The 23,251-nt window shown below is 64.9% G+C and carries 19 protein-coding genes; 3 read left to right on the top strand and 16 right to left on the bottom strand.

Annotated elements, in window-relative coordinates; all coding sequences use genetic code 11:
• Window positions 1-28: 28 nt before the first annotated feature.
• Together U5768_RS07670 and U5768_RS07665 are read left to right on the top strand one after the other, a co-directional pair.
• Window positions 29-1,261, top strand: coding sequence for a cupin domain-containing protein (locus U5768_RS07670; RefSeq protein ID WP_322029785.1), 1,233 nt, complete (start codon window positions 29-31; stop codon window positions 1,259-1,261).
• 232 nt (window positions 1,262-1,493) lie between these two features.
• Window positions 1,494-1,769 (top strand): hypothetical protein, encoded by a 276-nt coding sequence (locus tag U5768_RS07665; RefSeq protein ID WP_081771656.1) that lies wholly within the window; start codon window positions 1,494-1,496, stop codon window positions 1,767-1,769.
• A gap of 171 nt (window positions 1,770-1,940) precedes the next feature.
• On the opposite strand, the gene U5768_RS07660 is transcribed toward U5768_RS07665, so the two are convergent.
• The 3 genes from U5768_RS07660 to U5768_RS07650 all read right to left on the bottom strand — a co-directional run bounded on the left by U5768_RS07660 (window position 1,941) and on the right by U5768_RS07650 (window position 5,595).
• Window positions 1,941-4,214 carry an ATP-dependent DNA helicase gene (locus U5768_RS07660; protein ID WP_322029784.1) on the bottom strand — a complete coding sequence of 758 codons (2,274 nt, stop codon included), beginning with the start codon at window positions 4,212-4,214 and terminating at the stop codon, window positions 1,941-1,943.
• A gap of 75 nt (window positions 4,215-4,289) precedes the next feature.
• On the bottom strand, window positions 4,290-4,523 hold the full coding sequence (locus U5768_RS07655) for a DUF465 domain-containing protein (protein ID WP_322029783.1): 234 nt from the start codon (window positions 4,521-4,523) through the stop codon (window positions 4,290-4,292).
• Between the two features lie 88 nt (window positions 4,524-4,611).
• On the bottom strand, window positions 4,612-5,595 hold the full coding sequence (locus U5768_RS07650; RefSeq protein WP_415913872.1) for a colicin transporter: 984 nt from the start codon (window positions 5,593-5,595) through the stop codon (window positions 4,612-4,614).
• A gap of 180 nt (window positions 5,596-5,775) precedes the next feature.
• On the opposite strand from U5768_RS07650, the gene U5768_RS07645 reads away from it, so the two are divergent.
• A complete protein-coding gene (locus tag U5768_RS07645) occupies window positions 5,776-8,142 on the top strand; it encodes a Tex family protein (protein ID WP_322029782.1) in 2,367 nt (788 codons plus the stop codon).
• A gap of 102 nt (window positions 8,143-8,244) precedes the next feature.
• Here the strand turns inward: U5768_RS07645 and U5768_RS07640 are convergent, their stop codons facing one another.
• The 13 genes from U5768_RS07640 to hisS all read right to left on the bottom strand — a co-directional run bounded on the left by U5768_RS07640 (window position 8,245) and on the right by hisS (window position 23,198).
• Complete coding sequence (locus U5768_RS07640; RefSeq protein WP_322029781.1) at window positions 8,245-10,131, bottom strand: potassium transporter Kup; 1,887 nt, start codon at window positions 10,129-10,131, stop codon at window positions 8,245-8,247.
• A gap of 258 nt (window positions 10,132-10,389) precedes the next feature.
• Complete coding sequence (locus U5768_RS07635; RefSeq protein WP_322029780.1) at window positions 10,390-10,959, bottom strand: phosphoribosyltransferase; 570 nt, start codon at window positions 10,957-10,959, stop codon at window positions 10,390-10,392.
• Between the two features lie 23 nt (window positions 10,960-10,982).
• Window positions 10,983-12,329 (bottom strand): adenylosuccinate synthase, encoded by a 1,347-nt coding sequence (locus tag U5768_RS07630; RefSeq protein WP_322029779.1) that lies wholly within the window; start codon window positions 12,327-12,329, stop codon window positions 10,983-10,985.
• 180 nt (window positions 12,330-12,509) lie between these two features.
• Window positions 12,510-13,661, bottom strand: coding sequence for an ATP phosphoribosyltransferase regulatory subunit (locus U5768_RS07625; protein ID WP_322029778.1), 1,152 nt, complete (start codon window positions 13,659-13,661; stop codon window positions 12,510-12,512).
• Between the two features lie 138 nt (window positions 13,662-13,799).
• Complete coding sequence (locus tag U5768_RS07620; RefSeq protein WP_322030057.1) at window positions 13,800-13,991, bottom strand: DUF2065 domain-containing protein; 192 nt, start codon at window positions 13,989-13,991, stop codon at window positions 13,800-13,802.
• 47 nt (window positions 13,992-14,038) lie between these two features.
• Window positions 14,039-14,953, bottom strand: coding sequence for a protease modulator HflC (locus U5768_RS07615; RefSeq protein WP_322029777.1), 915 nt, complete (start codon window positions 14,951-14,953; stop codon window positions 14,039-14,041).
• A 13-nt stretch (window positions 14,954-14,966) separates the two neighbouring features.
• The gene (gene hflK / locus U5768_RS07610) at window positions 14,967-16,454 is read right to left on the bottom strand and encodes an FtsH protease activity modulator HflK (RefSeq protein ID WP_322029776.1); all 1,488 of its coding nucleotides are present in this window, start codon (window positions 16,452-16,454) and stop codon (window positions 14,967-14,969) included.
• Between the two features lie 98 nt (window positions 16,455-16,552).
• Window positions 16,553-17,722 carry a GTPase HflX gene (hflX, locus tag U5768_RS07605; RefSeq protein ID WP_322029775.1) on the bottom strand — a complete coding sequence of 390 codons (1,170 nt, stop codon included), beginning with the start codon at window positions 17,720-17,722 and terminating at the stop codon, window positions 16,553-16,555.
• A 74-nt stretch (window positions 17,723-17,796) separates the two neighbouring features.
• Complete coding sequence (gene hfq, locus U5768_RS07600) at window positions 17,797-18,033, bottom strand: RNA chaperone Hfq (protein WP_027793540.1); 237 nt, start codon at window positions 18,031-18,033, stop codon at window positions 17,797-17,799.
• Window positions 18,034-18,199: 166 nt separating this feature from the next.
• The gene (der, locus tag U5768_RS07595) at window positions 18,200-19,534 is read right to left on the bottom strand and encodes a ribosome biogenesis GTPase Der (RefSeq protein ID WP_322029774.1); all 1,335 of its coding nucleotides are present in this window, start codon (window positions 19,532-19,534) and stop codon (window positions 18,200-18,202) included.
• 371 nt (window positions 19,535-19,905) lie between these two features.
• Window positions 19,906-21,051, bottom strand: coding sequence for an outer membrane protein assembly factor BamB (gene bamB, locus U5768_RS07590; protein WP_322029773.1), 1,146 nt, complete (start codon window positions 21,049-21,051; stop codon window positions 19,906-19,908).
• Between the two features lie 99 nt (window positions 21,052-21,150).
• Window positions 21,151-21,780 (bottom strand): tetratricopeptide repeat protein, encoded by a 630-nt coding sequence (locus tag U5768_RS07585; protein WP_322029772.1) that lies wholly within the window; start codon window positions 21,778-21,780, stop codon window positions 21,151-21,153.
• Window positions 21,781-21,860: 80 nt separating this feature from the next.
• A complete protein-coding gene (gene hisS / locus U5768_RS07580) occupies window positions 21,861-23,198 on the bottom strand; it encodes a histidine--tRNA ligase (RefSeq protein ID WP_322029771.1) in 1,338 nt (445 codons plus the stop codon).
• Between the last annotated feature and the right edge of the window lie 53 nt (window positions 23,199-23,251).

Here is a 23,251-nt window from a genome sequence, read left to right as displayed (position 1 = left end):
TCCTCCAGATTACAGACCACATTATACGATGCCGAAGCGGTCCCCAGACCACCCGGTGGACGCGCGCAAGCGGCGCGCCTCCCTCCCCGTGGCATGCCCCGCGCCCGATGTCGCCACGCCGCTGCTCGGCGGCCTGACGCCGGCGCAATTCATGCGCAAATACTGGCAGAAAAAGCCGCTGTTGATCCGCCAGGCGATTCCCGGCATCGAAGCCCCGCTCTCGCGCGACGCGCTCTTCGCGCTCGCCGACAGCGACGATGTCGAGTCGCGTTTGATCACGCATTTCCGCCGCCGCTGGGCGCTCGAACACGGTCCATTCTCCCCCGACGAACTGCCCTCGCCGAAGACCCGCCAGTGGACGCTGCTCGTGCAAGGCGCCGACCTCCACGACGACCGCGCGCGCGCCCTGCTCGAGCGCTTTCGCTTCGCGCCCGATGCACGACTCGACGACCTCATGATCTCGTACGCATCGGACGGAGGCGGCGTGGGACCGCACTTCGATTCGTATGACGTCTTCCTGCTGCAGGTTCACGGCAAGCGCCGCTGGCGCATTGGCGCGCAGCGCGACCTGTCGCTGCAGGAAGGCCTGCCGCTCAAGGTTCTCGCGAACTTCGAACCGGAAGAAGAGTGGGTGCTCGAACCGGGCGACATGCTGTACCTGCCGCCGCATATCGCGCACGACGGCGTCGCCGAAGGCGAATGCATGACGTGCTCGATCGGCTTTCGATCGCCTTCCACCAACGAATTGACGAGCCAGTTCCTCTACTGGCTCGCCGAGCGCGGCGCCGATCAGGCGCACGCGAAGCCCGCGCTCTACCGCGACCCCGACCAGCCCGCCGTTGCGCATCCCGCACAGTTGCCGCCGGCACTCGTGGAGCGTGTTGCCGGCGTGCTTGCTAAAGTGCGCTGGAGCGGCGCCGACGTCTCCTCGTTCGTCGGCTCCTGGCTGTCCGAACCGAAAGCCAACGTGGTGTTCGACGCCCCCGAAAAACCCTTCGACGAAGCCCGTTTCGTTGCGCAAGCGGCAAAAAGCGGGATAAGACTCGACCGCAGGACAATCCTGCTTTACGATTCGCGGTCGTATTACCTGAACGGGGAACAGTACTTGCTCAAAGAAGCAAGAAAGTGGCTGCCGGCACTCGCCGACGGACGCTCTATAGACGGGAAACGCTTTGTAACACTCTCACACGATTCGTGTGTGACAGCGTTACTACACGAGTGGTATCGTGCGGGCTGGATTCGGGTCGGGGTGCTTGCCTAAGCGCTTCGGACTGTTATACCGTACTAAGATAGTGCTTGTATGAGAAAGACAACGTATTGTCCCCGGATTTGTCGACGGTCGATACGAAAGTGCCTATAATTTCCGGCCAGGCCGTAGGGAAGATTCACGCTCTTGCAGTGCGTCTCCACCAGCGGCTCAGGTCGGTGTTGGGGCACATTTACCGGTATTATTTTGCGCTGTTGCTTACCTTTAACCATAAAAGGACGTGATCATGAAGAAATCCCTCCTCGTAGCATCCCTGCTGGCAGCTGTTGCACTGGCTGCGTGCAACAAGAGCAGCGACCAGGCTGCTGCGCCGGCTAGCGATGCTGCTGCTGCTTCGGCACCGGCTGCTGCTGCTTCGGATTCCGCAGCTGCTGCTTCGGGCGCTGCTGCTGCTGCGAGCGACGCTGCTGCTTCGGCTACCGCCGCTGCTTCGGACGCTGGCGCTGCTGCTTCGGACGCAGGCGCTTCGGCTCCGGCTGCTGCTTCGGGCGCAAGCCAGTAAGTTGCGTTCGCGCGACGCTCGTCCGGAACTCCGGTTCCGGCGGGTATCGCGGCGAATCGCCGTACAGTCTGCTGCTTGCGTCAAACGCGCTGCGGACATACGGCGGGCAAGCAAAAAAGCCACGAACTCACATTCGTGGCTTTTTTGTTATGCAACGCGCATGCTGAAGGCTTAGCCTGCCTCGCCCTGCTCCTGCGCCTCCTCGTTCTTCGCTTCGAAGAACGCCTGCACCACCTCGATCTCCCGCGTCCGCTTGAACGGCGGCAGGCTTTGCCAGATACGACGGCCATACGGCTTGTCGACGAGACGGGTGTCGCAAATCATCAACACGCCGCGGTCGGTTTCCGCGCGAATCAAGCGCCCCGCGCCCTGCTTGAGGGTAATGACCGCCTGTGGAAGCTGGTGGACCGCAAACGGGCTCAGACCTTTTTTCGCCAGCGCATCGAGGCGCGCCGCGAGCACCGGATCGTCGGGCGGCGCGAACGGCAGCTTGTCGATGACCACGAGCGAGAGCGCATCGCCGCGCACGTCCACGCCTTCCCAGAAGCTCTGGCTGCCCACGAGAATGGCATTGCCATAGGCACGAAAGCGCTCGAGCAACTCTGTGCGGCTCGCGTCGCCCTGCACGAGCAATGGCGTATTCCAGCCGCGCGCTTCGATCGTGTCGCGCAGCTTCTGCGCAATGCGATCGACGGCACGCAACGTCGTGCATAGCATGAACACGCCGCCGCCCGACGCTTCGATCGCCGGCAGCGCCGCGTCGAACACGGCGTCGGTGAACTGCGGCGACGACGGTTGCGGCATATTGCGCGGCACGTAAAGCAGCCCTTGCGTGGGGTAGTCGAACGGGCTCGGCAGCGTCATCGAGCGGCGCGAACTCAAGCCCATCTGCGCGGCGTAGTGCGTGAAGTCGCCGCGCACCGAAAGCGTCGCCGACGTGAAGACCCACGTGCGCGGCACGCCGGCGCGCTGCTTCGCGAAGATCGGCGCCACGGAAAGCGGCGTTTCGTGCAACTGCACCGTATGCGAGAACACCTCGACCCAGCGGACTTTTTCGTCTGCGTTGTCCGCGGCGTGAGCGCTTTCGTCTCCCCCGTCCGCATCGGGCCTGCGCGTTTCGCGCGACGGCGCGGCGGCCCCCTGCGGCACCGTCCAGCCCGCGAGGATGCCTTGCAGTTCGCGCGCTCGGCGCAAGCAGGCGCCGAGCGATTCGGCGCGTTCAGCCTGCCCCGCGAGCGCCGTGGCAAGCGCGCCCAGTTCGGTCTGCAACGCGTCGAGCGCATCGAAGAGCGGATGATCCTCGGGCAACTGCGTGATCGACAGCCGCAGCGAATCTTCCTTGAACGCGAGGCGCACGTCGCGCGCGGCGCGCTCCAGCGCCGCGCCGAGCTTGACCCACTCCACTGCGTCGCGCGCATGGCTCAGGCCTTCGGCCACGCAATCGCGTGCGAGTTCGAGGAACTGCGCGGTGGACAGCGTTTCGCCGAAAAAGAGCGTAGCCGTTTCGGGCAGTTGATGCGCTTCGTCAAAGATGATCGTGTTCGCGCTCGGCAGCAGTTCGGCCATGCCAGTGTCGCGCAGCATGATGTCGGCGAAGAACAGATGGTGGTTCACCACCACGATGTCGGCCTGCTGCGCCTCGCGGCGCGCCTGCATCACGAAGCAGTCCTTGTAATGCGGACACTCCTGGCCAAGACAGTTATCGCGCGTCGACGTGACCATCGACCAGACCGCCGCGGTCTCGGGCACGCTCGCAAGCTCGGCCTTGTCACCCGAGCGCGTGATCTTCGCGAAACGCACGATTTCCTGCAGATACGCGGTTTCCTGGCGCGACGGCAGCCGGCCGTTGTCAGCCGTGCGTTGAAGGTAGTAGTGGCACAGATAGTTGGCGCGGCCCTTGAGCATCGCCACGCTCACGGGCACCGCAAGCGCGTCGCGCACCGTGGGAATGTCGCGCGCGAAGAGCTGGTCCTGCAAGTGCTTCGTGCCCGTCGAGACGACCACCTTGCCGCCCCACAGCATGGCCGGCACGAGGTACGCATAGGTCTTGCCGGTGCCCGTGCCCGCCTCGACGATCAGCGTGTTGTCGCCGTTTTCGGCTGCGGCGCCCACCGCTTCCCCGGCGCCGGGCTGCGCCGGCGCGCCGCGTTCGAGCCGCCGCGCCGGGCGCGACTGGAGTTCGAACATGGCGGGATCGGGCTGGGATTGCGCGGCGGCTTCCATTGCGGCCGCGACCGCGCGCGCCATTTCGATCTGCGCAGCGCGCGGGCGATAGCCGTCGATCTCGCGGGCGAGCAAGCCGTCGGCCGCGAAAAGCTGTTCAAGCTCGGCGGCGCGGCGTGCGCTCAACATCGGCGGCGCGGCTGTTGGCGTCGCGCGCGCGTCGGCCTCCGGCGCGCCGCCTTCGCGCGCGGGCCGGGAACGGGAAACGGTCGTTGAATTCAAGGCAAGCGGTTCCTGCTCGGTCCGGAAGGGCGCGACCCGCCGACTGCCGCGCCCCGGCGCCTGCCGGGACCGGGATCAGGCGTGCCCGTCCGAAGTCTTCGTTGAATCGGGGTCCAGCTGCAGTTGCAGCAGGAGGATGTTGTCCTTGACCTTGAGCTTGCGCTTCTTCAGCCTCTGCAGTTCGAGATCGTCATAGTCCGGGGTGTCGGACATCCTGTCTATCAGGCGGTCCAGATCGCCGTGTTCCGATTCGAGTTGCAGAATGCGGTCACGAAGGACCTCGGCCTTGACTTCACGATGCTCGCGCATGCTCGCCTCCTCGACATATGCGGCGCGCGCTTGCGAAGGACGACGCGCCTGAGGTTGCAGTCCGGCTGAAAAAAGCGTGCTACTCGTGCTACTGGTCCTGCTGTTGTTGTTCCTGCTGCTGCTTTTGCTGTAGCTGCTGCTGTTGTTCTTGTTGCTGCTTTTGCTGCGCCTTCTCGGCCGCCTGTTTCTGACGCTCTTCGACATCGGCCTTATGCTTCGCCGCGTCTTCCTGCTTCTGCTGATAGCGCTGTGTTTTGTCGGCGCGCTCCTGAGCCTTTTGCTCGCCCTGGCGGCGCGCTTCGTCAAGCTGATTCTGGTAGTTCGCCTGCTTCTGGTCGTATGCCGCCTGGTTCGCATCGCGCTGAGATTGCTCGCCCTGGCGCTGTGCCTGGGCCAGCGCGTGCTGGCGCTGCTTTTCCTGATACGCCTGCTCGTTCGCCGCACGCTGCGGGGCCTCGGCCTGACGCTGCGCCTGATCGAGCGCGTGTTGCTGCTGCTTCTGCTCAAACGCCTGCGCGCTTGCCGCTTCATTGGCGGCGCGCTGCGGCGCATTGGCTTCGTCCTGCGCGCGCTGCAACGCGGCCTGCTGATCGCGCTGCTGCGCGTGCGCGGCGCGCTTTTCGTCGTCGAGCGCCAGTTGCTCGCGGCGAATATCGGCCTGCACGACACGCATTTTGTCGCGCGCCTTGCCAATGCAATGATTCACGAAAAACGTGCTGTAGCAGTTGTGCTGCGCGACTGCAAACTGGTAGTCGTTCTCCGCGGTACGACGGTCCAGCACCTGTTGCCGCGCGTCGAAATCGCTCTGCGGCGCGCCGGCGTTCACAGCCGCAGCGGATGCGGCGAGCGGCATTGCCGGCGTAGCTGCCGCACCTTGCTGCTGTAGCGGGCCCGATACCCCGACCGCCTGCGCGAGGGCCGGAACGCTCGCCACGAGGCTCAACGCGACGGCACACATTGCCCCAAGAGCGGGGAGCCGCCGAGTGACGCCAGAAGGCGCGCAAAACCGGGCAAGAGGCAAATCAGGGGAGAAGCGGGAGGTCGTCAACGTCTTCTGTGGGCAGCGGAACATGGCTGAAATTCTAACACCCCCCGGGTTGAGCGCTCGGCCATTTATGGCAAAATGCCCCGCTCCACCGGCCGGCGGGCGCGTCCCGCAACGTGCCTTTTCGCACACCTCGCGCCCCGGGGCCCTCGAGCCCGCATCGGCCGCCGGACCGCAAACCGATCCTCGCAGGAATATCCAGACCCTATGACGGAAACCGTAGCACTCAAGATCGTCCAGCGTATCGCCACTGAACTGAGCGTGCAGCCGCGCCAGGTCGCAGCCGCCGTGCAGCTTCTCGACGAAGGCTCGACCGTTCCGTTCATCGCCCGCTACCGCAAGGAAGTCACGGGCAATCTCGACGATACGCAACTGCGTACGCTCGAAGAGCGCCTGCTCTATCTGCGCGAACTCGAAGACCGCCGCGCGTCGATCCTCGCGAGCATCGAGGAACAAGGCAAGCTCACCGACGAATTGCGCAACGCCATCGAAGCCGCCGACAGCAAGCAGGTCCTCGAAGACCTCTATCTGCCGTACAAGCCCAAGCGCCGCACGCGCGCGCAGATCGCCCGCGAAGCCGGCCTGCAGCCGCTTGCCGACGCGCTGCTCGCGAATCCGCTGCTCGATCCGCAAACGGAAGCGGCACAGTACGTGGACGCGGAAAAGGGCGTCGCCGACGTGAAGGCCGCGCTCGACGGCGCGCGCGACATCCTCTCCGAGCAGTTCGGCGAAACGGCCGAGTTGCTCGGCAAGCTGCGCGACTGGCTCTTCAACCAGGGCGTGGTGATGTCGAGCGTGGTCGAGGGCAAGGAAAACGAGGAAGGCGAGAAGTTCCGCGACTACTACGACTATTCCGAGACCATCAAGACCGTGCCGTCGCATCGCGCGCTCGCCCTCTTCCGCGGCCGCAACGCCGGCGTGCTGATGGTCAAGCTGGGCCTTGGCGGCGAGCAGGACGCGCAGGTGCCGCATCCGGGCGAAGCGATGATCGCCCGCCACTTCGGCATTGCGAACCAGAACCGTCCGGCCGACAAATGGCTCTCCGACGTGTGCCGCTGGTGCTGGCGCGTGAAGGTGCAGCCGCATATCGAAAACGAGTTGCTCACGAACCTGCGCGAGCAGGCCGAAAACGAAGCGATCCGCGTGTTCGCGCGCAATCTCAAGGATCTCCTGCTGGCCGCTCCCGCGGGTCCCAAGGCCGTGATCGGCCTCGATCCGGGCCTGCGCACGGGCGTGAAGGTCGCCGTGGTCGACCGCACGGGCAAGCTGCTCGCCACGGACACGATCTACCCCCACGAGCCGCGCCGCGACTGGGACGGCTCGCTCGCGAAGCTCGCGCGCATCGCCGCGCACACACAGGCGGAACTGATCAGCATCGGCAATGGCACGGCCTCGCGCGAAACCGACAGGCTCGCGAGCGAACTGATCTCCAGGCACCCCGAACTGAAGCTGCAGAAGATCGTGGTTTCCGAAGCCGGCGCGTCGGTTTATTCGGCGTCCGAACTGGCGGCGAAGGAATTCCCCGAACTCGACGTGTCGCTGCGCGGCGCCGTATCGATTGCGCGCCGTCTGCAGGACCCGCTCGCCGAACTCGTGAAGATCGAGCCGAAGGCGATCGGCGTGGGCCAGTATCAGCACGACGTCAACCAGCGCGAACTCGCGCGCTCGCTCGACGCTGTCGTCGAGGACTGCGTGAACGCCGTGGGCGTCGATGCGAACACAGCCTCCGTGGCGCTGCTCGCCCGCGTGTCCGGCCTCAATTCGACGCTCGCGCGCAATATCGTCGATTACCGCGATGCGAACGGCCCGTTCCCTTCGCGCGAGCATCTGAAGAAGGTGCCGCGTCTGGGCGACAAGACGTTCGAGCAAGCGGCGGGCTTCCTGCGCATCAACGGCGGCGACAATCCGCTCGATCGCTCGTCGGTGCACCCGGAAGCGTACCCCGTCGTCGAGCGCATGCTCGCGAAAATCAAGCGCACGATCGGCGACGTGCTCGGCAGCCGCGAAGCGCTGTCGGGACTCGCGCCCACCGAGTTCGTCGACGAACGTTTCGGTCTGCCGACGGTACGCGACATCCTGAGCGAACTGGAAAAGCCGGGCCGCGATCCGCGCCCCGAGTTCAAGACGGCGACGTTCCGCGACGGCGTCGAGAAAGTGTCCGACCTCGTGCCGGGCATGCTGCTCGAAGGCGTCGTGACGAACGTCGCCGCGTTCGGCGCGTTCATCGACGTAGGCGTGCATCAGGACGGGCTCGTGCACGTCTCCGCCATGTCGACGAAATTCATCAAGGACCCGCACGAAGTCGTGAAGGCCGGCCAGGTCGTGAAGGTGAAAGTGCTCGACGTCGACGTGAAGCGTCAGCGCATCGCACTCACGATGCGTCTGGACGACGACATCGCAAGCGCGGGCGCGGGCGCGTCGCGCAGTGGCGGCAGCAGCGGCGCTAGCCAGCCGGGCAATCGCGACAATCGCGGCAGCGGAAATCGCGACAACCGCGGCAGCGGCCAGCGTTCGCGCGATGCCGAACCGGCCGGCGCGATGGCGGCGGCATTCGCGAAGCTCAAGCAACGCTAACGTCTGTACGAAGCAACGCGGGCCGCAGCGGCTCACGTTGCGCACGCAACAAAAAAGGCACCCGTGGGTGCCTTTTTTGTTGCCCGTCGAAACGCAGCGGTATCAGATTTCGATCTTCGTCCCGAGTTCGACCACGCGGTTCGCAGGAATGCTGAAGAAGTCGGTAGGCTTCGCGGCGTTCTGATGCATCCACGCGAACACGCGCTCGCGGAATATCGACATACCCGGCAGTTGCGTCGGCACGACCGTTTCGCGCGCGAGGAAGAACGACGTGTCCATCATCTCGAACGTCATGTTGTGCGTGCGCGAAATTTCGTCGAGCACCGCCTGCACGTCGGGCGTTTCGTTGAAGCCGTAATCGGCCTTCACGAGAAAGAGCCCGCCGCCGATATCCTTCACCGTCACGCGCTCCGCGTCCGCCACATACGGAATGTCGCGGATCACGAACGTGAGGAAAATCGTGCGCTCGTGCAGCACCTTGTTGTGCTTGAGATTGTGCAGGAGGCTCACCGGCACGAGTGATTCGCTGCCCGTGAGGTAGATGGCCGTGCCCGAAACGCGATGCGGCGGATGCGCGAGCAGCCCCTGCAGGAAAGGCATGAGCGGAATACCGTCGGCGGCCGTGCGGTCCTTCACGATCATGCGGCCCTTGAACCAGGTCATCAGCAGGAAGAACAGCAGCGCGCCGATGCCGAGCGGCAACCAGCCACCCTCCTCGACCTTCAGCAGATTCGCGCCGAAGAAACCGAGGTCGACGGCCAGCAGCACCGTGATGATGCAGGCAACGAGCGCCTTGTTCCACTTCCACACCTTCGTCATCACGACGGCGACGAGCACCGTGGTGATCACCATCGTCGCCGTCACCGCGATACCGTACGCGGCGGCCAGATTGTCCGAACTCTTGAAGGCAACGACGATACAAAGAATGATGAAGAGCAGCATCCAGTTCACGACCGGCACGTAGATCTGGCCGATGGCGAGGTCCGACGTGTGCAGCACCTTCATGCGCGGCACGTAGCCGAGCAGAATGGCCTGACTCGTGAGCGAGTACGCGCCCGATATCACGGCCTGCGAGGCGATCACGGTCGCCACCGTGGAGAGCACGACGAGCGGCAGCAAGGCCCAATCGGGCGCCAGCAGGAAGAACGGATTTTCGATCGCGCGATGGTTCTGCATCAGCAGCGCGCCCTGACCGAAGTAGTTGAGCACGAGCGAAGGCATCACGAGCGTGTACCAGGCGCAGCGAATCGGCTTCGCGCCGAAGTGGCCCATGTCTGCGTAGAGCGCTTCCGCGCCGGTCAGCACCAGCACGACCGAGCCGAGCACCACGTAGGCCTGCAGCATGTGCGCGCCCATGAAGCTGACCGCGTAATACGGGCTGAACGCGGCGAGAACGCCGGGCGCCTGCACGATGCGCGAGACGCCGAGCACGCCGATGGTGACGAACCAGAGCACCATGATCGGGCCGAACAGGCGGCCGACGAGCGCCGTGCCGTGCCGCTGGATCCAGAACAGCAGGATCAGGATCACCATCGTAAGCGGCAGCACCAGATGCGAAAGCTTGGGCGCGGCGATTTCGAGGCCTTCCACCGCCGACATGACCGAGATGGCCGGGGTGATAACGGCATCGCCATAGAACATGCACGCGCCGAAGATGCCCAGCGCCGTGAGCAGCGCGGCCGACCTGCTCTTGCGGCTGAACGAGCGCATGGCGAGGGCCATGAGCGCCAGCACGCCGCCTTCGCCGTTGTTGTCGGCGCGCATCACTAAAAGGACATATTTGACGCTCACGACGATCACGATCGCCCAGAACAGCAGCGAGATGACGCCGAGAATGGACGTGTCGTTGAGCGGAATGCCGTGTGACGGGCTGAACGCCTCTTTCAGCGAATACAGCGGGCTTGTGCCGATGTCGCCGAACACCACGCCGATGGCCGCTACGGCGAGAGTAGGTAGCGGCTGCTTGGCCACGTGTGTGCTAGTTGTCATATACGCGGTAATCCGTTGCGAGGCGGAAAAAACGAGCGCTATTCTAAACCGGGCTGCGGCGGAAACCGAGCGGTCGTCGCGGCACTGCGACATCCCCTTGTCCCCGCGCAGTTTAGCACCGGCCCCAGATGCCGTCTGCCCGCCTGCGCCGGCGCTCGGGAACGTGAGCGATGCGCATAAAAAAACGGAGCCGTGAAGACTCCGTCTCTGGAACTGTGCGCCTCGGGTCCGAAAAACCGGCGGCGGTACAACGCCCGATTACTTCTGCCCGTCTTGCGCCTGCTGCAAACCGCGCTTGATCCAGGCACCGAGATTGTGCGGGCGCACCGTGTCCCACTCCTCGAACGGCTGGTGGATCCACGGATTGGTCGGCAGATGCTGGACGAAATAGTCCGGCGTGACCTTCGAGCAGCCCTTGTACCAGAGCACCGCCGAGCGCACGCCCGTCACCGCCGGGTAACGCTCCTTGAGATGCTCCTGCACGCGAGCGAGCGTGACGCCCGAATCGACGAGATCGTCGACGAGCAGCACGTTGCCTTCCAGGTGGCCGCGCGTCATCGTGATGTATTGCGCGATGTCCAGGTCGCCCTGCTCCGTGCCCGCGGCTTCGCGATACGAACTCGTTGCGAGGATCGCCAGCGGCAGATCGTAGATGCGCGAGAGCTGGTCGCCCACGCGCAGGCCGCCACGCGCGAGACACAGGATCTGGTCGAACTTCCAGCGCGACTCGTGCACCTTGAGCGCGAGCAGTTCGATCAGCCGGTGATACTCGTCCCAGCCCACCCACAGGTTCTTTTCGTCGTTGCGCGGGTCCATCATTTGAATCATTTTTGCTTCTGCCTTCTTGCTACTCAGACCTTGAACGGATGACGCAGCAGGATCGTTTCGTCGCGATCCGGGCCGGTCGAAACCATGTCGATCGGCACGCCGGCGACTTCCTGCACGCGCGTGAGATACGCCTGCGCGCTCTTCGGCAGCGCGTCGAACTGCGTGATGCCGATGGTGCTTTCGTTCCAGCCTTCGAACGTCTCGTAAACCGGCTCGCATGCGGCCACCTGCGAGGCGCCGCGCGGCAGAATGTCCACGTCCTGGCCAGCGACCTTGTAGCCGACGCAGAGCTTCACTTCGTCGAGGCCGTCGAGCACGTCGAGCTTCGTGATGCACAGACCCGTCACGCCGTTGATCTGGATCGAGCGGCGCAGCGCGGCGGCATCGAGCCAGCCGGTGCGGCGCGGACGGCCCGTGACCGAACCGAATTCCTTGCCGACCTTCGCGAGCGTGAGGCCCACTTCTTCCTGGCGATCGGCGTTGTCGGCGTCGTACAGTTCGCTCGGGAACGGGCCCGAACCGACGCGCGTGCAGTACGCCTTGGTGATGCCGAGCACGTAGTTGAGCTTTTGCGGACCGACGCCTGCGCCAGCCGACGCCGCACCCGCGACGCAGTTGCTCGACGTGACGAACGGATAGGTGCCGTGGTCGATGTCGAGCAGCGTGCCTTGCGCGCCTTCGAACAGCAGGTTGCCGCCTTCGTGATTCACGTCGTACAGGCGACGCGAAACGTCCGTGACCATCGGCTTCAGACGATCGGCGTACGAGAGCATCGTGTCGAGCGTTTGCTGATAATCCACGGCCGGCGCGCCCAGGTACTGCGTGAGCACGAAGTTGTGATAGTCGAGATTTTCGCGCAGGCGTTCGGCGAAGGTTTCCGGCTCGAACAGGTCCTGCACGCGCAAACCGCGGCGCGCCACCTTGTCTTCGTAGGCCGGGCCGATGCCGCGACCGGTCGTGCCGATCTTCGCAGCGCCGCGCTTCGCTTCGCGCGCCTGGTCGATGGCGATGTGGTACGGCAGGATGAGGGTGGTGGCTTCGGAGATGAACAGGCGCTTCTGAACGTCGACGCCCGCTTCTTCCAGCTCGCCGATTTCCTTGAAGAGCGCTTCGGGCGAGAGCACCACGCCGTTGCCGATGTAGCAGGCGACGCCGGCGCGCATGATGCCCGACGGGATCAGCCGGAGAATGGTCTTCTTGCCGCCGATGATGAGCGTATGGCCGGCGTTGTGACCGCCCTGGAAACGCACCACGCCTTGCGCGTGATCCGTCAGCCAGTCGACGATCTTGCCCTTGCCCTCATCGCCCCATTGGGTGCCCACGACGACGACATTGCGTCCCGGGGTTACATTCACTGCGCTGGCAGACATGGTGTTTCGTTAGCTGGTTAAAAACGTATTCTACCTGGGTTCAGCGGCAAGGCCGCCTTTTTTTCCCGAATTTCGCGGAATTTCCTTTTGCACTCAACGGCATGCGCAATGCGAGGTGCACTTCGACGCGCGTGTGCGACGGGGTCGCGCACGCACGCCGAAGTGCACCCGAACGCGGCATCAGGCGTGCTTTTCGACGACCCAGACACCGTCGCGCTCGATGAGTACGCGGTCGCAGGCGAACTCGTCCATGTCGTGTTCGTGGCCCGGCAGCGCCTGGATCACGACCTCGCCCGCGTCGCGCAGCGCGACGACCGCGGCGCGCAGCGCCTCGTCATGGCGCCAGGGCGCGAGGATCGCGCTGCTGCGCGCCTCCACCGGCGAAATACGCGCCACTTCGCGCAGATCGAGCGAGAAGCCCGTTGCCGCGCGAGCGCGACCATAGGCCTCACCCACCTTGTCGTAACGGCCGCCCCGGGCCACGGCGTTCGGCACGCCGTCCACGTAAGCCGAGAACATCACGCCGCTGTGGTACGCGTAGCCACCGAGATCCGCGAGGTCGATCATCAGTTCCGCACCCTCGATCTCGCGCACGAGGAACGCGAGGTCGTCGAGCGCGCGAGCGATGCCCGGCAGCGCCGGCAGACGCGCGCGCGCCTCGTCGATCACGCTCGCGTCGCCGTAGAGCGACGGCAGCGCGCGCAGGGCGTCGCGCGTGGCGGCCTGGAGGTTCTGCGTGAGTTCCGCGAGGCGCGGCACGTCCTTGCCAGCGAGCGCTTCATACAAAGCGTCGCCGAGCGCCGCGGCAGCCGGGTCCGCTTCGAAGATCGCCGCGAGCACGCCCGCGTGCGAGAGGTCGAGGCGCACTTTCGCGAGGCCGGCGAGACGCAGTGCATCCAGCATCAACTGCTGGATTTCGAGGTCGGCTTCGAGACCGGCGTGGCCGTAGATTTCCGCGCCGGTCTGGATCTGTTCGCGCGTGGCGTGCAGGCCGCGCGGAAGCGTGTGCAGCACGTTGCCCGCGTAGCACAGGCGAGTCACGCCCTGGCGATTCAGCAGATGCGCGTCGATGCGCGCGACCTGCGGCGTCATGTCGGCGCGCAGGCCGAGCGTGCGGCCCGACAGTTGATCGACGAGCTTGAATGTGCGCAGGTTCAGATCGCGCCCGCTGCCCACGAGCAGCGACTCGAGATACTCGAGCAACGGCGGCATCACCATTTCGTAGCCATAGGCGCGGAAACGGTCCAGCAGGCGGCGGCGCAGCTCTTCGATCTTGCGCGCTTCGGACGGCAGCACGTCCGCAATATTCTCGGGGAGTAACCAGGTCGACATCGGTTGAGTCCTGCCACAAATGGGGGCCGCGCGCGACGAAACGCCACGCGGCCCGATAATTCGGAATCCGTCCAAAACGTCAGGCGCACGCCGCATCGGAAGACAGCGGCGGCGCGAGACCATCAGGCCATCAGGTCGTCACGTCGCCAGCATCAGCAATACGAGCCCGAGCGCCATCACGATGAGGCCGCCGATCCTGATGTGATGGGGCGGCCGTTCCGCGATTTTACGGAATGTGTCACGCCACGCCGTCGGGAAGACGAACGGGAACATGCCCTCGATAATCAGCATCAGCGCGATCGCGAGCAAGAGGGAGCCAGCTATGTCCATGCGAAGAAAGACGCCGCGCAGTGCGCGGCGCATGTGTCTCGTTTTGTCTAGTGTTTGCGCGGGTTGGCGGAAGCCGGAGCGTTGTCTCCGCTATTCGCGCCGCCGTTCGGACCACGCATGAAGCGGAAGAAGTCGCTCGACGAATCGACCACGATGACGTCGCCGGGCCGGAAGCTCTCGCGATACGCGAGCATGCTTTGATAGAACCGGTAGAAGTCCGGGTCGCGCCCGAACGCCTCGGCGGCAATCGCGGCGGCCTTGCCGTCGCCCTCGCCCTTGATCGCTTGCGCCTGAGCGTAGGCATCGGCCAGCACGCCCTGCTGCTTGCGCTCCGCGTCGTCCTTGATCTGCTGCGCCTCGGCCGCGCCCTTCTCGCGAATTTCGGCAGCGGCCTGTTCGCGCGCGGCGCTCATGCGCTTGAAGATCGTCTGCGCGAGTTCCGGCGGGTAATCGACGCGCGTGAGTTCGATCGCTATCACGTCGATGCCGAGCGCGGCGGCGGTTTGCCTGAGCGCGTCGCGCGCGCCGTTGGCGATGGCTTCCTGCTGCGCGAGCGCCTCGGTGAGCGTGACCTTCGAGATCGCGTCGCCGAGCGCGTCGCGCGAGAGCGAAGCGAGGCGGTCAGAAAGCGTCTGCGCATCGCCCTTCGTCGCCGCGAAAAGCTTGAGCGGATCGGAAATGCGATAGCGCACGACCGGGTTCACGAGCAGTTCGGTCTTGTCCGAGGTCGTGTAGCGGTCGGCATCGGGCGCATCGAACGCCTGAATGCGCGTGTCGATGAACGTGACGGTCTGGAACGGCGGCGGCAGCTTCACATGCAGCCCGGGACCCGCGAGCGTGGCGTTGGCCCCGCCCGAGGAGGAAATTATGGCGACGTGGCGCGGGTCGACCATGAAGATGGCCGACGACGCAACCAGCACGACAACCACGACGGCAACGACGAGCGCGATGATCTTGTTCATAGTGGCGCTCCCCTTATTGCACGTCGCTTTCGCGGCCGCGCGAGCGGAACGCATCGCGCGAACGGAAGGCGTCGCTCGCGGCGGCAGCCGCGTCGCTGGCCGTGGTGGCGGGAGCGGCGCCCTGCTGCTGGACGCCCGGCTGGACAGTCGGTTGAACAGTCGGCTGAACAACGGGCTGTGCGTCGCTGCCGGCTGCCGGCGCGGAAGCCGCGTTGGCATCCGAAGCCGCGCCTGCCGCGGCGCCGCCAACAGCAGCAGCGCCCGAGGCGGAGGCCGCAGCCGCGCCCGTTGCGCCCGCCGCCACGGCGGCGCGCTGACGCGTCATGTCGACGAGTTTGTCGAGCGGCAGGTAAATCACGTTGTTGCCCGACTTGCTGTCGACGAACACCTTCGTCGCATTCGAATAGATGTGCTGCATCGTCTCGAGATACATGCGCTCGCGAATCACAGCCGGCGCCTTCGCATATTGTTCGTAGACCTGCGTGAAACGTTGCGCGTCGCCTTGCGCCTGCGAAACCACGCGCTCGCTGTACGCCTTGGCTTCGTCGATGAGACGCGCGGCGTCGGCCTGTGCGCGCGGCAGCAACTGGTCGGCATAGGCCTGCGCATCGCGCTTCGCGCGGTCGCGGTCCTGGCGGGCCTTCGCTTCGTCGTCGAGCGCCGCCTGCACCTGATCGGGCGCCGAGACGCTCTGGATCGTTACGCCGGTCACGCCGAGGCCCGTCTTATATTCGTCGAGCGCGTGCTGGATCGAGTCGGCAAGCTGGGCGCGAATCGGCTCGCGGTCTGCATACAGCATGTCGTTCGTGCTGCGCGCGCCGACGACGGTGCGCACCGCCGCCTGCGCCGCCTGCGTGACCGTGAGGTCGGGATCGACGCTGCGGAACAGGTAGTCGGTTGGCTGCTTGACCTGGTATTGCACGGTAAGGCGCACGTTGAGAATGTCGCCGTCGTGCGTGATGACCGCCGCGTCCTTCACGTTCGCCGGGCGCACGAGGTTGGTGCGGCCGATCTCGACCGTGCGGATCTGACCGACGTTGACGATTTCATGCGTCTGGAACGGATACGGCATGCGCCAGTGCACGCCCTGGCCCACCGTGTGGCGATACTGGCCGAACTGCAGCACGACGCCGGCCTGGCCTTCCTGGACGACGAACACGCCGCTGCCCACGTAGATCGCAATGAGCACGCCGAGCACGATGCCCACGCCGATGCGCGCGCCCTGGCCATTGTCCGGGCGCGGCCCGAAGCCGCCCGGCCCCTTGCCCTTGCGGCCGAACAAAGCGGACACGCGGCGGTTGAAGTCGCGCCACATTTCGTCGAGATCCGGCGGACCGTCGCCCTTGTCGCCGTTGCCGCCCTTGTTGCCGTTATTGCCCGACGGGCGGCGCCCGTCGTCAGAGCGCTGGCCATTGCCGTCGCCCCGACCCCAACGCGGGTCGTTCAGCGAGAAAATGGCGCGTGCGCGCTGCCAGCCAGTCCGCTTGTTGTAATCGTTCACCTGTGTTCGTTCACCAGAGTAGACAGCGGGTCAATTGCGTGCGGATTCCATCTGAGCTGCCGGGCCGGCCTTGCGTGCAAGACAACGCCGGGCGCGCTTCAGCGCTCGTGTTCGGGTTCCCGGCGAGGTTCTTCCTGCACCGCGCTCCAGTCTGCGGCCAGGGACTGCGACGCATTGGCAAGCGGCTCGGCAGTCGCGATTTCGGCGATGGCGGAGCGCAGCGCGTCAAGTCCGACACCCGTGCGTGCGCTCAAAAAGACGCGCGAAATATTACCATATTCATCACGCTCGACCGTTCCGCCGCGGGCCGCCAGTTCGGGCACGGCGTCGATCTTGTTGAAGACCAGCACCTGACGGATCGTGTCCGCCCCGATATCGTGCAGCACCCCGTTCACCTGGTCGATCTGGTCGAGGCGCACGGCGCTCGACGCGTCGACCACGTGCAGCAGCAGGTCGGCCTGAACCGTTTCCTGCAGCGTCGCGCGAAACGCGGCGACGAGCTGGTGAGGCAACTCGCGGATAAAACCGACAGTGTCGGACAGCACGATCTGCCCCACTTCGTCGCCGAGCCAGAGGCGCCGCGAGGTCGTGTCGAGCGTCGCGAACAACTGGTCGGCCGCGTAGGCCTGCGCCTTCGTGAGCGCGTTGAAGAGCGTGGACTTGCCGGCGTTCGTATAGCCCACGAGCGACACCGACATCGTGCGGGTGCGCTCGCGCTGACGCCGTTGCGTGCCGTGCTGGCGACGCAGCTTCGCAAGCTTGCCCTGAAGCATCTTGATTCGCTCGCCGATCAATCGACGGTCGGTTTCGAGCTGCGTTTCACCGGGGCCGCGCAAGCCGATACCGCCCTTCTGGCGCTCGAGGTGAGTCCAGGCGCGCACGAGGCGCGTGGCGAGGTATTGCAGTTGCGCGAGCTCCACCTGCAGCTTGCCTTCGTGGCTGCGGGCGCGCTGGGCGAAGATGTCGAGAATGAGGCTCGTGCGATCGACCACACGGCGATTGAGCGCGCGCTCCAGATTACGTTGCTGGGCGGGCGACAGCGCGTGATTGAAGATGACGATTTCGATGTCGTTCGCTTCACAGGCGAGACGCAGTTCATCGGCCTTGCCGCTGCCGATGAACATGGCGGCATCGGGGCTTGAGCGGCGACCGGTGAGCGTGACGACGGGACTGGCGCCCGCGCTTTTGGCGAGCAGGCTGAGTTCTTCGAGACTGGCTTCGAAGTCGGTCTTGCCGAAGTCGATGCCGACGAGTGCGGCGTTGATCAAATTAGAGGATGTCAAAATGAAAGCGGCCGGACCAGAGCTGCCTGCGAGGCGCCCCGGGCCGGCCGCGTCATGGGTCAGGACGCTTCCGTATCCGGGTGGAAGTTCACCGGACGGGCCGGAACCACCGTGGAGATGGCGTGCTTGTAAACCATTTGCGTAACCGTATTACGGAGCAACACGACGTACTGGTCGAACGATTCGATGTTCCCTTGAAGCTTGATGCCGTTGACCAGATAGATCGAAACAGGCACGTGCTCCTTGCGCAGCGCGTTTAGAAACGGGTCTTGTAACAATTGCCCTTTGTTGCTCATAGCAAACTCCGTATTTTTTTGCAGGTTTAACTTATATTGGGATGAAGAAAAAGAAATCCACCACCAATCGCTACACTATAGCTGATTCTCGTTCCCCCGCGCGGTTCCTGGCGGTTCGGCCAGGCGGCCTTTGCGGGGTAGCGAACGCTGGTCGCCAACAGCCTGGTTACTTCTCTGTATAGGGATTCGTCGACGAGCGAAACTCTATGCGCAATGGAGTGCCGGTGAGCGAGAAAGTTTCCCGGAAACGGTTCTCCAGATAACGCTTGTAGGTCTCCGTCACGGCGTCGAGCGCATTGCCGTGAATGACGATAATCGGCGGGTTCTGTCCCCCCTGGTGCGCGTAGCGCAGCTTCGGGCGCACAGGGCCGCGGCGGCGCGGCTGCTGGAACTCCACGGCTTCGATGAGCGCGCGCGTGAGCTTCGGCGTGGGCAGCTTCGCCATGGCGGCGGCATAGGCGTCGTCCACCGAGCGCATCAGCGGGCCGATGCCGAACTTCTCCGTCGCCGAGATGAAGCGCATTTCCGCGAAGTCAAGGAACTTCAGCTTGCGTTGCAGGTGGTGCTTGGTGCGCTCGCGCGCGTGGTCGTCCATGCCGTCCCACTTGTTCACGCCTACCACGAGCGCGCGGCCCTGCTCCACCACGAAGCCCGCGATGTGCGCGTCCTGGTCCGAGATTTCCTGCTGCGCATCGAGCAGCAGAATCACCACGTTGGCGTCGGCGATCGACTGCAGCGTCTTCACCACCGAGAACTTCTCGATCGCTTCGAACACCTTGCCGCGGCGGCGCAGGCCGGCCGTGTCGATCAGCGTGTACTTCTTGCCGTTGCGCTCGAAATCCACATAGATCGAATCGCGCGTCGTGCCCGGCATGTCGAACGCGATCACGCGGTCTTCGCCGATCAGCGTATTGACGAGCGTCGACTTGCCCACGTTCGGGCGTCCGACGATCGCGATCTTGATGCCGTGCTTCGCGGCGTCCTCTTCGCTTTCCTCGGGCTGGTCGGCATACGCCTGTTCGAGCGCCTCGTTGATCATTTCCGTCACGCCGTCGCCGTGCGCGGCGGAAATCGCGCGCGGGTCGCCGAGACCGAGTTCGTAGAAGTCGGCGGCCACGGCGCTGTACTTCATGCCTTCGGCCTTGTTCACCACGAGGAAGATCGGCCGGCCCGTCTTGCGGAGGTAATCGGCGATGTGCTTGTCCTGGGGCGCGAGGCCGTTGCGGCCGTCGCAAATGAACACGACGATATCGGCCTCTTCCACTGCCTGGCGCGTCTGGCGCGCCATTTCATGAAGAATGCCGTCCTTGGCGACGGGTTCGAAGCCGCCGGTGTCGACCACGAGATACGCGCGGTCGCCCGTGCGCCCTTCACCGTAGTGGCGGTCGCGCGTGAGGCCAGGCAGGTCGGCCACCAGCGCATCGCGCGAACGCGTGAGCCGGTTGAACAGCGTGGATTTCCCCACATTGGGGCGCCCGACGAGGGCGATTACGGGTTTCATCTGATCTTTTCTACAGTAAGGCGCAGCGCCGGAGAGTCCGGCGCGCTGCGCGGCAAGCCCTGCGCCTGCGGGGCTGCATCAGTTGCAAATTATCACGAAATTCACGGGCGGGGCCGCGACCCCGAGCCGAAAACGCAAGGCGCCCGGGGCTGGCGCCGCGCAACCGCCAGGCGGCGGTAACGATAAACCGCGGGTGAACAGCGGGTGAACGGCGGGTCGTGCGCGCCGCCGTTCCAGAATGCGCATGGCCGGCTTGAGCCGGCCAGCGAATGAGCCATCGGAACCTGCCGGCTCCGGCGCCTCGCGCATCTGCATGCGTCGGAGCGCCGCATCTGCGGCGCGCCCCGAAGGTGCCGCCGCAACGAATGCGCTTAATGCGGACGCAGGCCGTACAGGTCGCCGTCCTTCGTTTGCACGACCAGCGTGTTGCCGGCGAGCACGGGCGCAGCCGTGATCGGGCTGCCGTCGGTCTTCACGCGCGAGACGAAGCTGCCGTCGTCGAGCGAGAGGAAATGCACGTAGCCTTCAAAGTCGCCGAGCACGACCGCGTGGCCCAGCAATGCGGGCACGCTCACGTCGCGGCTCTTGAGCTTTTCATTCGTCCAGGCCGGCTCGCCCGTCGACACGCTGAAGGCCTTCACGACCGACCAGTCGTCGCCGCCCACCACCGTCGTTTCGTCCTGCGCGATACCGCTCGTGCTCGAGAACGCCTTTTGCCACATCGGACGGCCCGAGTTTGCGTCGAAGCAGCCAAGCTGGCCCTGGAACGTGACCGCGCAGGTCGTGGCGCCGACCAGCGTGGGCGGACCGCTCACGTCATTGATCCGCTCGACCTCGGTCACGCCCTTCGGGTACGAAACCGGCGTTTCCCAGAAGGCGTCGCCGCTTTGCAGGTTGATCGCCGCGAACGAGCCGCCGGGGAAACCGGCCAGCACGGCCTGATCGCCCGCGAACGTCATGCCCGACGACACGCGCAGATTCAGCGGCACCGCGCGGTTGCGATAGATCCACTTCTGCTCGCCCGTCTGAGCGTTGAAGGCGACGATCTGCCCGTCGATCGTGCGCACGATCACGAGGCCGTTGCCGACGAGCGGCGGCGAGATGATTTCGCCCGGCGCCTTGGCCTGCCACGAGAGCTTGCCGTTCGAGTCGAGCACGTAGACATCGCCCTTCAGGCCGCCGACAGCCGTGAGATTGCCGTCGCTACCCACGCCCGCCGAGAGGTCGTCCTTGAGCTTCGTGCGCCAGATGTCCTTGCCCGAAGCCGCGTCGATCTTCGCGACCGAACCGTTTTCGCCCGCCGCGTAGACGGCGTCGCCCACGGCGACCGGCGAGAACAGGTAGCGACCGGCCTTGCCGACGCTCGCCTTCCATACCTGCTGGACGTCCAGCGCCGGCTTGAATTCGGTCAGCGGCACCGGCACGCGGCGCACGTCTTTCGTCGATGAGCAGGCTGCGAGAGCCAGGACGGTCATCGCGATAGCGACGGGCACAACGGTTCGTTTCAGCAGATTCATCGGTGAACGACGCATGAATGAAGTTGGTTTGAATAGTTTCGCAATGCTGCGCGCACGCTCGGCACGCTTCACAATCTGGGCTGCAATCCGGGCGGCAACTCAGCCGCCGAGCGCGTCCAGCTTGAACTGGATCAACTGGCGCTCGGAGGCGTCGCTCTTCGGCAGGCTATCCAGCGCCACCTTGTAGGCCGCGCGCGCGTCGTCGCGCTTGCCGGCCGCAGCCAGCAAATCGCCGCGGCCGTCGGCGACGATGCCTTTGAACGGACCCGAATCGGGCTGCGGGATCAGCGCGAGGCCCTGATCGTAGGCCTTTTCGTCGAGCAGCAGCGAAGCGAGACGCAGTTTTGCGATCTGACGGAATTCGTCGTCCTTCGCGTGATCGGCGGCCCATTGCAACTGCGCCTTCGCGCCCGCCGTATCGCCCGTCATATAGAGCGCCTTGGCCACGCCAAGCGCCGTCATCTGCGCGTATGCCGTGCCGCCGAAGCGGTCTTCCATGTCGGACGCCACGCGCGTGAGCATGGCCTTGTCGCCGCTGTTCGCGGCTTGCTGCACCTGGTCGTACAGCACGGAGGCTTCCGCCGCCTGGCGGCGCTGCCAGAAGTTCCAGCCGTTCCACGCAGCGAGCGCGAGCAGAACGATCAGCACGACCCACGTAGTGGCATTACCCCACTGCCCCCACCATGCCTTGAAGCTCTCGATCGATTCCTGTTCGTCGTGGTAACTCATCGCGTAGCGATTCCTCGTTTATTCTGAAGCCTGTTTTCCAATGCGTGGCAACGCGGGCAGCCGTGGCGAGGCGGCCCTTTTTAGTCGTCGCCGTCTTCGGCGGATGCAACCATCGCATTGATCAGATATTCGGTCAAGTCCTCAAGCGCTACCGTTTGTTGCTCGCTGCGGGTCTGGGCGGCCGTGCCGCGCAGCGCCTTCACACCGGCCTCGCCCCGCGCTACTTCGTCCTCGCCCAGCACCACGGCAAACGCCGCGCCGCTCGCATCCGCGCGCTTCATCTGCGACTTGAAGCTCGCGCTCTGACCATCGGCACTGCAATGCAAAATAACGTCGAGGCCCGTGTCGCGCAGACGCTCCGCGACGATGAACGCCCGCTCGCGCGCAGCCTCGCCCTGGTGCACGACGTAGACGTCGCAACCATCTTCTTCCGGCACGAGGTTTTCTTCCTTGAGCAGTTCGAGAATGCGCTCGATGCCCATGGCCCAGCCGCACGCCGCCGTGGGTTTGCCGCCCAGTTGCTCGATCAGCGGATCGTAACGGCCGCCCGCCGCGACCGTGCCCTGCGCGCCGAGCTTGTCGGTCACCCATTCGAACACGGTCAGATTGTAGTAATCGAGACCGCGCACGAGACGCGGGTTGATCTTGAACGGAATGTTGTTCGACTTGAGGATGCGCTGCAGCCCTTCGAAGTGCGCGAGCGAGGCCTCGCCGAGGAAGTCGATCAGCTTCGGCGCCTTGTCCGCGATCTCCTGCAGCGCGGGATTCTTCGTGTCGAGCACGCGCAGCGGGTTCGTGTACAGGCGGCGCTTGCCGTCCTCGTCGAGCAGATCGACGTGCTGCTCGAGATACTTGATGAGTTCGACGCGATGCGCAGCGCGCTCTTCAGCTACGCCAAGCGAGTTGATCTCGAGCTTGATGCCGGTGAGACCGAGATCGTCCCAGAGGCGCTGGCACATCAGGATGATTTCGGCGTCCGCATCGGGACCCGCGAAGCCGAGCGCCTCGACGCCCACCTGGTGGAACTGGCGATAGCGGCCGCGCTGCGGGCGCTCGTGACGGAACATCGGGCCGATGTACCACAGGCGCTTCGGACCGTCGTAGAGCATGTTGTGCTCGATCGACGCACGCACGGCAGCGGCCGTACCTTCGGGACGCAGCGTGAGGTTCTCGCCGTTGAGCGCGTCGGTGAAGCTGTACATCTCCTTCTCGACGATGTCGGTCACTTCGCCGATGCCGCGCGTGAAGAGCTGCGTATGCTCGACGATCGGCGTGCGGATGTTTTGATAGCCGTACGAACGAAGCATGGACTTCACCGTGGTTTCGAAGAATTCCCACAGCCCTGCCTCCTGCGGCAGGATGTCGTTCATGCCCTTCACGCCCGTGAGCTTTTCGGGCTTGCGTTTTTGTTCAGTCATTGCGTTGCGTATTGGCTTTATTCGGTTGTAGCTGCGAGCGGATCGAGCGCGTG

Source organism: Paraburkholderia sp. J76, assembly GCF_905220295.1.
GTDB lineage: Bacteria > Pseudomonadota > Gammaproteobacteria > Burkholderiales > Burkholderiaceae > Paraburkholderia.
Note: the sequence above shows the minus strand (reverse complement) of the source record. Positions and strands in the feature narration are given on the sequence as shown.